Annotated in this window: 3 protein-coding genes; all 3 read left to right on the forward strand. The window is 52.7% G+C overall.

What is annotated here, in order from left to right:
- Positions 1-96: 96 nt before the first annotated feature.
- Complete coding sequence (locus tag L1285_RS19710; protein WP_235413919.1) at positions 97-570, forward strand: hypothetical protein; 474 nt, start codon at positions 97-99, stop codon at positions 568-570.
- Between the two features lie 167 nt (positions 571-737).
- Complete coding sequence (locus L1285_RS19715) at positions 738-1,352, forward strand: phage tail protein (protein ID WP_235413920.1); 615 nt, start codon at positions 738-740, stop codon at positions 1,350-1,352.
- Positions 1,353-1,462: 110 nt separating this feature from the next.
- On the forward strand, positions 1,463-13,457 hold an 11,995-nt coding region (locus tag L1285_RS19720; RefSeq protein WP_235413921.1), incomplete at its 3' end, for a beta strand repeat-containing protein.

The raw sequence follows: 13,457 nt of genomic DNA on the forward strand, positions 1-13,457 counted from the left end.
CTTAGTTGAGAAGGACTTGTGAGTGGCCCAGCCGATGTACTTATTATCCTGCATTTCTAACTATGCTCTGAACTTTAACTCAGAAGCGAGATAGATATGAATATAAAGATCAATCTGACCAACCGATATGGTTATGATCTTACGCTGTTTCCTTATAACGGAGGCGATGTACCAAGTGGTGAAGGACAGCGTATTGCGAAAGTTGAAGGCACTGGCGAGATAGTTGTCGCACAGGGCGAGAGCAGTATTTTGGAAGTACCCGGAATGGGAAGCTTGTTAGTCCAGTTTTTGGGAGAACAGAAGCTCGTTGACTGTCACGAAAGGTTCTGCGATAGCCCCAGCGAATTTGACGGTTACCCGTTAATGGCACTCTTACGTTATAAAACCACAGAATTATACTGGCGTTTTGCAGACAGCGATGATCCGGCTGAGCTCAATATCAGCATTAATGATATCGGTACAATCTGCCTTGACAAGGTCTTGAGCGGCGAGGCGCGCAGAGTGCAGTTGCCCGAGTTTTTTATCCCTCCCGTTTTTACCGCCCATTTACCAGAAGGAAATCCTGATTAGTCCGAGCAATGATAGCTCTGCAATAGATGTATGCCGTTCAGGCAAAGTAGTAACTGAAGTAGTAGGTGCGAACTAATCGCAACAAGTCGATAAATCACTGAGTGAATTTTAGTGGTACTGAGCGTTTATCGTTTAAGGGTATGTTTACGAATTAGAGAGGAATTCATATGTCTACTGACCCGTATATTGGCTCAATGGGTACCTTCGGCGGTGCTTTTACAATCAGAAACTTTGCAATGTGTTTAGGCCAGACCATGGCAATTTCACAAAATCAGGCGTTGTTCGCTTTAATCGGGACTATTTATGGTGGTGATGCGCGCACGACCATGGCTTTACCAGACTTACGTGGTCGCAGCCCGGTGGGTGCTGGTACACGACCTGGCGGGATGGATTATCGTCAAGGTGCGATGCTAGGTACTGAGCTGGTAGGTATTGATATTGTTCACATGCCTGCGCACTCACACACGGCAATTTTTACTCCGCTTGGTGGTGCAAACCCAGTAAGCGGCACGCTGCAGGTAGCAACTAATACAGCTAATACTAAGACCCCAGATAGCAGCTCTTATATAGCAGCAAATAATAGTGACGGTTTCTTTAAAGCAGGCTTTGAGTCGGCAAACCTCACTGATATTGAAGGGTTGACAGTATCTGGTGGCGGTTCAGCAGGAGGTACGGTGACGGTTACCAATACAGGCGGCTCTTCACCGTTGAACATATTAAACCCGGTATTGCCGGTTAACTGGCTTATGGCTACAGAAGGTGTATTCCCACCGCGCAGTTAACTAGTGGTTGATCAGGGCTGGCTAGAGCGTGTCAGCCCGTTTTACGTTATGGAAGTAGATGTTAAAACTATAAAGTGTCACTGGACCAGGTAAATTAACGGAGTAGTAAAATGAGATTAAGTAAAGTTGCAACTGCTGTCACATCAGCAGGTATATCGGCAGCGTTGTTTTCCGGCAATATCTGGGCAGGCCAAAAAACACTGGACTACTCAACAGGTTCAGGTACGCCCGCTGATGTAAGGGACGGCTCCAATGGTGTGGCAGATATTTCTCTGGATTCTGCCGGGACAGTTACTTTTATTCTGGATGGTGGTGAGAGTGCGGACAATTATACGGCAGAGAGCTTTGCTGTGGCGTTCAGCTCGTTTTATGCAGCCGGTTTTATCGGTAATTCAGGGGCCAGCGCCACTGATAAAGGCTATAAACTTCTGGAGAATTCAGGCACACACTTTAGTTTTGATGGCATTACCTTTGTGCGCGCCACTGCAACTGATGCAGAACACCGGGTGCGGTTTACCGGCTTCAAAGATAGTGCGCAAACGGTTACGGTTGACTTAACCCCCCCGGTTGGGCCAGGAGTAGGTACGAGTTTTAGCTTTACGCGTACTAGTGATTTTAATAATGCGCTCTGGCAAGACATTGATACTTTAATCATTACGTTTCCGGATACCGATCCCGCCAGTGCTTATGATTCACGCTTTGCAATACAAAACATCACGCTGGATGATGCAACTGCGTCCGATTCAACGGCGCCTGTTTTTGTCAGTGGAAGCTCGACTCCCAATGACAACGCAACGGATGTTTCAGTCAGTAGTGACATTGTTATCGCCTTTGACGAAAACATTGCACTGAGCACGGGTAATATCACCATTCGTAACGTCACCGACAGTAGCGACTTTGAAGTATTTGATGTTGCCAGCGAAAGTGATGGCACGACCACCACGCCGGGGTCTGGTCGGGTAAGTATTACCAGTGATAAGGTCTACCTGAATCCAACCAGTAATTTAACCGGCAACCGGACATACGCTATCCGTATTGACTCTGGAGCGGTAACAGATACATCCAGCAATGCCTTCACGGGGATCAGTGACGACACCACCTTTAATTTTACTACCGCCAATACAACCCCTGTTGTCGATCTGGATACAGGTAGTGGCAGTAATGACAGCAGCGCTAGTTTTTCTGAAGGCAGCGGTGCGGTTAACATTGCCAGCAGCGCTTCTGCAACGGATGCAGACAGTGATACCATAACAACCATAACAATTTCATTGACCAATGATCAGGATGGCGCATCCGAAGGCCTGAATGTAACAGCTGCAGCGCAAAATGCCCTGACTGGTGTGTCGGGTGCATCCGATATTACCTTGCAGGACACCATTTCAATTACGGGCGCAACGGCGACACCAGCCGAAGTCACAACTTTCCTGCAGGCCATCACCTATAACAATACCTCAAGTACGCCAAACGAGACTGCACGTACAGTGACAGTGGTTATCAACGATGGGTCTGCGAGTAGTACGTCGCGTACAGCCACCGTTAGTGTCACGGATGTCACGGCAGCAAGCTCTACAGCTGCGGGCTTTAATACCAGCAATGGCACAAATCTAAGCCCGGCTATTACGTTTGCGGGAGGGGACGAAACCCTGACTATTGCGGATGCCAGCCATGTATCAGGTTCAACGGCCAGTGGAGGTACGGGAACAGATATCCTATCTGTGCCAACCAGCACAAACCTCGCAAACCTAACATCCCTGAGTGGCTTTGAGACGCTGACACCGGATAGCGGTGCATCCATCACGCTGACCGAATCTCAGCATGAATCGTTTACCACCATTAATGGCGCGGGGACCAATCAATTTACACTCAGCAGTGCTGATGGCGATGGAGCGATTTCCGGTGATGCCGACATTGAAACGTATGTGCTGGGTGCCGGGTTCACCTTTACATTGGGTGGTGCTTCACAAAATGTGACGGGCAGTAGCTCGGCTGATACTGTGGCAACCGGGTCGTTGACGGCAACGGGTACATTGACGGGCAGTGGCGGAACCGATGTATTACAGCTGGGCAATGGTGCCAGTATTGCCGGTGCGACCGTAAGTGGTTTTGAGACGTTAACAGTGGATGCCAATGCATCCGTAACTATGACTGAGGCGCAGCATGATGCCTTTAGCACAGTTACTGGTACTGCAACGGAAAGTATTACTATCTCCGCAGCAACCGACGGACTGACGGCTGCGAGCGCAATTGAAACCTATGTTTTGGGCGCCGCGAACAGTATCACGTTGAGTTCTGCCGGGCAAAACGTCACTGGTAGCAGTGGCAACGATACTATCGACATAGTCGCATTGACAGCAACGGGTACTTTGAATGCTGCCGGTGGCACAGATACCTTATCAATGAGTTCTGGTGCCAGTATTGCGGGTGCGACGGTATCTAACTTTGAAAACCTGACATTAGCCAGTGGGGCCAGCGTCTCTATGACCGCCTCTCAGCCAGCACTCTTTGGTGGCACAATTACCGCGGCTGGTACTGAAACTATCAATATTTCAGGGGATGGTGACTTTACCACTCTTGCCAATGTAGAGAGTTTCTCGGTCGGTGACTCTTCGACTAATAGCCGTACAGTGACCGTTGCGGCCGCAGGCACTTCTGTGACGGCATCGTCTTCTACTGATGCCGTGACATTTAACGTGGGGACGCTCAGTTATACTGGCACGCTGACCGGTGATGGAACAACGGCAGATACTTTGTCGTTGTCTTCTGGGGCTAATATTTCGGGTGGTACGCTTGCAAACATAGTTAACCTGACTTTAGCCAGCGGCGCATCAGTGACGATGACGCCTGCGCAAAATGCGTCTTTTAGCGGTACTGTCACGGCGGCAGGGTCGGAAACCATCACAATCTCCGGAGACGGTAACCTTACAACGTTAACGGGTATAGAGACTTACTCGGTTAACGATGACAGTACTAACAGCCGTACTATCACAGTGACCAATGCGTCAGCGACGATTGACGCGACAGCGTCCAACGACGCCATTACATTTGATATTGCCGGAAGTGCCTTTAATGGCTCGCTTACAGGTGACGCAACGACTGGTGATACTGTCAGCGCTTCTGATGGCGCTGATGTGACCAGTGGTGGCTTTACCAATATTGGTACCTTGTCACTGGCCAGTGGTGCAACGGTTTCCATTGATGCGGCAAATGTAGCAAATAATTTTACTACAGCAATCACAGGTGCTGCGGGATCCGAAACCCTAAAACTGATGGATGGGGGCACGTTTAACTTTGGTAGTACTAGCGTCTCTGAAATCGAAAACCTGGCGATTGGCACCAATAACATTTTCACTATTACCCTGACTGATAACTTTGACTCCAATGGTAACTCAGTCACTATCTCTAATGCTTTGGGCTTTGCGCTTGCCGGTGGAATTACGCTGAATGCTAGCGCGCTCAGCGGTGATACCATTAATATGACCGCCACTGACTTTGACGGTAACGACACCATCACAGGTGGTAGCGGAACCGATACCATCCGCCCAGGCGGTGGTACAGACTCAATGACAGGTAACGCGGGCAATGATAATTTTGTTGGCGACGCGTCGGATCTTAATGGGGACACCATCACAGACTTGAGTGTGGGTGACATTATTACTATCAATAGTGTCACGGGCCTGACAACCAGTAATGTTCGCTTTAACGGCACGAGCACGCTGCAGGTGGATACTGATGCGACTGACTTCAGCGCTGTTGAAGTGGCAATAACGCTCTCAAATGCGCCAGCCAGTTCACTTGATTTTACTGTGGCGGATAATGGTGCCAATACTGATATTACCTTTATCTCACCAAACAATGTACCGACCTTCAGTAATCTGAATGGCGGCCAGACGTTCACTGAAAACGGTTCAGCCGTTATTATTGATTCAGACGTTGTTGTTGCAGATACCGAACTGGATGCACTAGACAGCGGTGCGGGTAATTATAACAATGCAACCCTGACGATTGCCCGAAATGGCGGCGCCAGCTCACAGGATGTCTTTGCTAATAATGGCCTGTTGGGCACGCTTACCGAGAGCAGTACCTTCACTTATAATTCAACGACAGTCGGTACGGTAACAACCAATTCGTCGGGTACTTTAGTATTGACGTTCAACACCAGTGCGACCTCCGCGATCGTTGATTCGGTGTTGCAAAATATCACTTATCAGAACAGCTCAGAAGCGCCACCGGCATCTGTAACGCTCGATTATACCTTTAATGATGGTACTGCAAATAGTACGGGCACTAATCAGGCATCTGTTACCATTACTGCGCAAAATGATGATCCAACCGATATTAGTCTGGATACGGCGTCAATCAATCAGTCAGCGACTGGCGCAGGTGCAAATATTGGTACTTTGAGTACCACAGATCCTGATACCAGTGACAGTCATACGTATACGATTGTCAGTAGCGGAGCCAGTGCGAATGGCACCTGTAGCGCAGATACCAACAACGGTAGTTTCCAGATCAATGGTTCAAACCTTGAAACGCAAGCCGCGTTATCGGCAGGAAGCTATGTGGTTTGTTTGCAAACCAGTGACTCTACAACGACATTCCAAAAGGCGTTTACTATCACAGTGAATGATGATGTAGCACCTAATGCGCCATCAACGCCAGATCTTGACGCCGCATCCGATACAGGTACTTCTGATAGTGACAATAACACCAATGACACGACACCAACATTCAGTGGTACAGCTGAAAGCGGTTCAACGGTTAGATTGTATAGCGATCAGGAAGGCGGTGGTACAACCGTAATCGGAACTGGTACGGCAACAGGCGGCAATTGGCAAATTACCACCAGTGCACTGACTGCCGGTGTAACGCACGCCATCACTGCAAAAGCTACCGATGCAAGCAGTAACGAAAGTTCAGCATCGAGTAGTCTGAATGTGACGATAGACACAACCGCCCCTTCAGCGCCGGGCACACCGGATCTGGATGCAAGCAGTGATACAGGTACATCCAATACGGATAACGTGACCAATGATACGACCGCGACATTTACTGGCTCAGGTCCAAATGGTGGCGCGATCACGCTGATTTCAAGCATTGATGGTACTGTGGGCACCGGCACTGCCACTTTAGGTACCTGGACTATCACAACGTCTGCTTTATCAGCAGGCACACACACTATGACAGCTCGAACGACGGATACCGCAGGGAATACCGCAGATGGTTCCGGCTTGTCTGTTACTGTGGATACCAGTGTAAGCGCAGTCAGCATTACCACGCCGATTGAAGTGGATGGTATCGTCAATGCAGCAGAAGATAATGATGTGTTGATTGCTGGTACAGGTGCTGAGTCGGGCAACAGTGTGGCCGTGAGCATCACGGATAACAATTCAACAGTCAGTCGTACCGTGACCGCAGACGGCTCTGGTAACTGGACGCTGAGTGGCAGCGAACTTGATGTCAGCAGTCTGAACAATGGCACCCTGACGGTGTCAGCGACCCAAACGGATACCGCTGGCAATACCTCTAGTGCTGCGACACAAAGTATCACCTTGGATAATGCAGCACCTTCCGCTGTTACTATCACCACGCCTATAGAAACTGATGGCATTGTTAACGCGACGGAAGACAATGATGTGCTGATCGCCGGTTCTGGCGCTGAGTCGGGTAACAGCGTGACGGTGACCATCACAGACAACAACAGCTCGGTGAGTCGCACGGTGACTGCCGACAGCTCAGGTAACTGGACGCTAAGTGGCAGTGAGCTGGACGTCAGTGGCTTGAACAATGGGTCGTTAACGGTGTCGGCCACCCAGGCGGATACGGCAGGTAACACTTCGACTGCTGCGACTCAGACGATTACATTAGATAACGCGGCGCCTTCAGCATTGACCATTACTACCCCGATTGAAACGGATGGGATCGTCAACGCCGCGGAAGACAACGATGTGTTGATCGCCGGTTCAGGCGCTGAGTCGGGCAACAGTGTGACGGTGACCATTACGGATAACAATTCAACGGTCAGTCGTACCGTGACCGCAGACAGTTCAGGGAACTGGACGCTGAGCGGCAGTGAGCTGGACGTCAGTGGCCTGAATAACGGCACGTTAACGGTGTCGGCCACACAGGCGGATACGGCAGGCAATACTTCGACTGCTGCGACTCAGACGATTACACTGGATAATGCGGCACCTTCAGCATTGACCATCACCACGCCGATTGAAACCGATGGCCTTGTTAACGCGGCGGAAGACAATGATGTGCTGATCGCCGGTTCAGGTGCAGAGTCGGGCAACAGCGTGACGGTCACCATCACAGATAACAACAGCTCGGTGAGTCGCACGGTGACTGCCGACAGCTCAGGTAACTGGACGCTGAGTGGCAGTGAACTGGACGTCAGTGGCCTGAACAATGGGTCGTTAACGGTGTCGGCCACCCAGGCGGATACGGCAGGTAACACTTCGACTGCTGCGACTCAGACGATTACACTGGATAACGCGGCGCCTTCAGCGCTGACCATCACCACGCCGATTGAGACTGATGGGGTAGTTAATGCCGCAGAAGACAATGACGTCTTGATTGCAGGTTCCGGCGCTGAGTCGGGTAACAGTGTGACCGTGACTATCACGGATAATAACAGTTCGGTAAGTCGCACTGTGACCGCAGACAGCTCTGGCAACTGGACGCTGAGCGGCAGTGAGCTGGATGTGAGTGGTCTGAATAATGGGTCGTTAACGGTGTCGGCCACCCAGGCGGATACGGCAGGTAACACTTCGACTGCTGCGACTCAGACGATTACGCTGGATAACGCGGCACCCTCGGCACTGACCATCACCACCCCGATTGAAACCGATGGGATCGTCAATGCGGCCGAAGACAATGACGTGCTGATCGCTGGTTCTGGTGCAGAGTCGGGTAACAGCGTGACTGTGACCATCACGGATAACAATTCAACAGTCAGCCGCACCGTGACCGCAGACAGCTCAGGTAACTGGACGCTGAGTGGCAGTGAGCTGGATGTCAGCGGCCTGAATAATGGCACATTGACAGTGTCGGCCACCCAGGCGGATACGGCAGGCAACACCTCCACCGCGGCGACCCAGACGATTACATTAGATAACGCGGCACCTTCGGCACTGGCCATCACCACCCCGATTGAGACCGATGGCATTGTCAATGCCGCAGAAGACAATGACGTCTTAATTGCAGGCTCTGGCGCTGAGTCGGGCAACAGCGTGACCGTGACCATCACGGACAATAACAGCACGGTAAGCCGCACGGTGACTGCAGACAGCTCAGGCAACTGGACGCTGAGCGGCAGTGAGCTGGACGTCAGTGGCCTGAACAATGGGTCGTTAACCGTATCGGCCACACAGACAGATACGGCGGGTAACACCTCTACCGCAGCCACGCAAAGCATTACGCTGGATAACGCGGCGCCTTCAGCATTGACCATCACCACACCGATTGAGACGGATGGCATTGTCAATGCGGCGGAAGACAACGATGTGCTGATCGCCGGTTCGGGTGCTGAGTCGGGTAACAGTGTGACAGTAACCATCACAGATAATAACAGCTCGGTCAGCCGTACGGTGACTGCTGACAGCTCGGGTAACTGGACACTGAGTGGCAGTGAACTGGATGTCAGTGGCCTGAACAATGGGTCGTTAACGGTGTCGGCCACCCAGGCGGATACGGCAGGTAACACGTCGACTGCTGCGACTCAGACGATTACGCTGGATAACGCGGCACCCTCGGCACTGACCATCACCACGCCGATAGAAACCGATGGCCTTGTTAATGCAGCAGAAGACAACGATGTGCTGATCGCTGGTTCTGGTGCAGAGTCGGGTAACAGCGTTACTGTGACCATCACGGATAACAATTCAACAGTCAGCCGCACCGTGACCGCAGACAGCTCAGGCAACTGGACGCTGAGCGGCAGTGAGCTGGATGTCAGTGGCCTGAACAATGGCACGTTAACCGTATCGGCGACACAGACGGATACGGCGGGTAACAGCTCTACCGCAGCCACGCAAAGTATTACACTGGATAATGCGGCACCTTCGGCACTGACCATCACCACACCGATTGAAACCGATGGCATCGTGAACGCCGCGGAAGACAATGATGTCTTAATTATCGGCTCCGGCGCGGAGTCAGGCAACAGCGTGACAGTGACCATCACGGATAACAACAGCTCGGTAAGTCGTACCGTGACCGCAGACAGCTCAGGGAACTGGACACTGAGCGGCAGTGAGCTGGACGTGAGTGGCCTGAACAATGGCACCCTGACAGTGTCGGCCACGCAAGCGGATACGGCGGGTAATACCTCCACAGCAGCGACTCAGACGATTACGCTGGATAACGCGGCACCTTCGGAACTGACTATTACCACACCGATTGAAACCGATGGCATCGTGAACGCAGCGGAAGACAATGATGTCTTAATTGCCGGCTCCGGCGCGGAGTCAGGCAACAGCGTAACGGTGACCATCACGGATAACAACAGCTCGGTAAGTCGTACCGTGACCGCAGACAGCTCAGGGAACTGGACACTGAGCGGCAGTGAGCTGGACGTGAGTGGCCTGAACAATGGCACCCTGACAGTGTCGGCCACGCAAGCGGATACGGCGGGTAATACCTCCACAGCAGCGACTCAGACGATTACGCTAGACAATGCGGCACCTTCGGCCTTGATCATCACCACACCGATAGAAACTGATGGCCTTGTTAACGCAGCTGAAGATAATGACGTCCTAATTGCAGGTTCAGGTGCAGAGTCGGGTAACAGTGTGACGGTGACCATCACGGATAACAACTCAACAGTCAGTCGTACTGTGACCGCAGACAGCTCAGGCAACTGGACGCTGAGCGGCAGTGAGCTGGATGTCAGTGGCCTGAATAATGGCACGTTGACCGTGTCAGCAACACAAACGGATACGGCAGGCAACAGTTCTACCGCAGCCACGCAAAGTATTACGCTGGATAATGCAGCGCCTTCAGCACTGACCATCACCACACCGATAGAAACCGATGGCATCGTGAACGCCGCGGAAGACAATGACGTCCTAATTGCAGGTTCAGGTGCGGAGTCGGGTAACAGTGTGACGGTCACCATCACGGATAATAACTCAACAGTCACTCGTACTGTGACCGCAGACAGCTCAGGCAACTGGACGCTGAGTGGCAGTGAGCTGGATGTCAGTGGCCTGAACAATGGCACACTCACCGTATCAGCGACCCAAGCGGATACGGCGGGTAACACCTCCACCGCAGCGACGCAAAGCATTACGCTAGACAATGCGGCACCTTCTGCGGTGACCATCACGACACCAATTGAGACGGACGGCATTGTCAACGCGGCCGAAGACAATGATGTGCTGATCGCCGGTTCCGGTGCGGATGCGGGCAATAGCGTCACAGTGACCATTACGGACAATAATAGTTCGGTGAGCCGTACGGTGACTGCCGATAACTCAGGCAACTGGACGCTGAGCGGCAGTGAGCTGGATGTCAGTGGCCTGAACAATGGCACGTTAACCGTATCGGCGACACAGACGGATACGGCGGGCAACACGTCCACTGCAGCCACGCAGACCATTACCCTGGACAATGCCGCGCCTTCTTCGGTGACCATCACGACACCAATTGAGACGGACGGCATTGTCAATGCGGCCGAAGACAACGATGTGCTGATCGCCGGTTCCGGTGCTGAGTCGGGCAACAGTGTTACCGTGACCATCACGGATAACAATTCATCAGTCAGTCGTACCGTGACGGCAGATAACTCCGGTAACTGGACGCTGAGTGGCAGTGAGCTGGATGTCAGTGGCCTGAACAATGGCACACTCACCGTATCAGCGACCCAGGCGGATACAGCGGGCAACACCTCCACCGCAGCCACGCAAACCATTACCCTGGACAATGCGGCACCTTCTGCGGTGACCATCACGACACCGATTGAGACGGACGGGATAGTCAATGCCGCTGAAGACAATGATGTACTCATTGCCGGTTCCGGTGCGGAGTCGGGCAACAGTGTTACCGTGACCATCACGGATAACAACTCAACAGTCAGTCGTACTGTGACCGCAGACAGCTCAGGCAACTGGACGCTGAGCGGCAGTGAGCTGGATGTCAGTGGCCTGAACAATGGCACGTTAACCGTATCGGCGACACAAACGGATGCGGCAGGCAACAGTTCTACCGCAGCCACGCAAAGTATTGCGCTGGACAATGCAGCGCCTTCAGCACTGACCATCACCACGCCGATAGAAACCGACGGACTGGTCAACGCAGCCGAAGACAACGATGTACTCATTGCCGGCTCCGGCGCGGAGTCGGGTAACAGTGTGACGGTCACCATCACGGATAATAACTCAACAGTCACTCGTACTGTGACCGCAGACAGCTCAGGCAACTGGACGCTGAGCGGCAGTGAGCTGGACGTCAGTGGCCTGAACAATGGCACCTTGACGGTATCGGCAACACAAGCGGATACGGCGGGCAACACGTCCACTGCAGCCACGCAGACCATTACCCTGGACAATGCCGCGCCTTCTTCGGTGACCATCACGACACCAATTGAGACGGACGGCATTGTCAATGCGGCCGAAGACAACGATGTGCTGATCGCTGGTTCTGGTGCCGAAGCGGGTAACAGTGTCACCGTGACCATCACGGATAATAATTCATCAGTCAGTCGTACTGTGACCGCAGACAGCTCAGGCAACTGGACGCTGAGCGGCAGTGAGCTGGATGTCAGTGGCCTGAATAATGGCACCTTGACCGTGTCAGCAACACAAACGGATACGGCAGGCAACAGTTCTACCGCAGCCACGCAAAGTATTACGCTGGATAATGCAGCGCCTTCAGCACTGACCATCACCACACCGATAGAAACGGATGGTATTGTTAACGCAGCGGAAGACGATGATGTCTTAATTGCCGGCTCCGGCGCGGAGTCGGGTAACAGTGTGACGGTGACCATCACGGATAACAACTCAACAGTCAGTCGTACTGTGACCGCAGACAGCTCAGGCAACTGGACGCTGAGCGGCAGTGAGCTGGATGTCAGTGGCCTGAATAATGGCACGTTGACCGTGTCAGCAACACAAACGGATACGGCAGGCAACAGTTCTACCGCAGCCACGCAAAGTATTACGCTGGACAATGCAGCGCCTTCAGCACTGACCATCACCACGCCGATAGAAACCGACGGACTGGTCAACGCAGCCGAAGACAACGATGTACTCATTGCCGGTTCTGGCGCTGAGTCGGGTAACAGCGTGACCGTCACCATCACGGATAACAATTCATCAGTCAGTCGTACCGTGACCGCCGATAACTCCGGCAACTGGACGCTCAGTGGCAGTGAGCTGGACGTCAGTGGCCTGAACAATGGCACCTTGACGGTGTCGGCAACACAAGCGGATACGGCGGGCAACACTTCCACTGCAGCCACGCAGACCATTACCCTGGACAATGCCGCGCCTTCTTCGGTGACCATCACGACACCAATTGAGACGGACGGCATTGTCAATGCGGCCGAAGACAACGATGTGCTGATCGCTGGTTCTGGTGCTGAGTCGGGCAACAGTGTCACCGTGACCATCACGGACAACAACAGCTCAGTAAGTCGCACCGTGACCGCCGATAACTCGGGTAACTGGACGCTGAGCGGCAGTGAGCTGGATGTCAGCGGCCTGAACAATGGCACCTTGACGGTGTCGGCAACACAAGCGGATACGGCAGGTAATACGTCCACCGCAGCGACGCAAACCATTACCCTGGACAATGCCGCACCTTCTGCCGTGACCATCACCACACCGATTGAAACCGACGGCATTGTTAACGCGGCCGAAGATAATGATGTGCTGATCGCCGGTTCCGGTGCGGATGCGGGCAATAGCGTCACAGTGACCATTACGGACAATAACAGCTCGGTAAGTCGTACGGTGAACGCCGATAACTCCGGTAACTGGACGCTGAGCGGCAGTGAGCTGGATGTCAGTGGCCTGAATAATGGCACGTTGACCGTGTCAGCAACACAAACGGATACGGCAGGCAACAGTTCTACCGCAGCCACGCAAAGTATTACGCTGG

Origin of the sequence: Pseudoalteromonas sp. DL2-H2.2 (assembly GCF_021532535.1) — a bacterium.
Taxonomy (GTDB): Bacteria; Pseudomonadota; Gammaproteobacteria; order Enterobacterales; family Alteromonadaceae; genus Pseudoalteromonas; species Pseudoalteromonas rubra_A.

Bases quoted from the DNA above. Each gene is read 5' to 3' on its own strand.
- L1285_RS19710 (WP_235413919.1), top strand. From the start codon at position 97: ATGAATATAAAGATCAATCTGACCAACCGATATGGTTATGATCTTACG.
- L1285_RS19715 (WP_235413920.1), top strand. From the start codon at position 738: ATGTCTACTGACCCGTATATTGGCTCAATGGGTACCTTCGGCGGTGCT.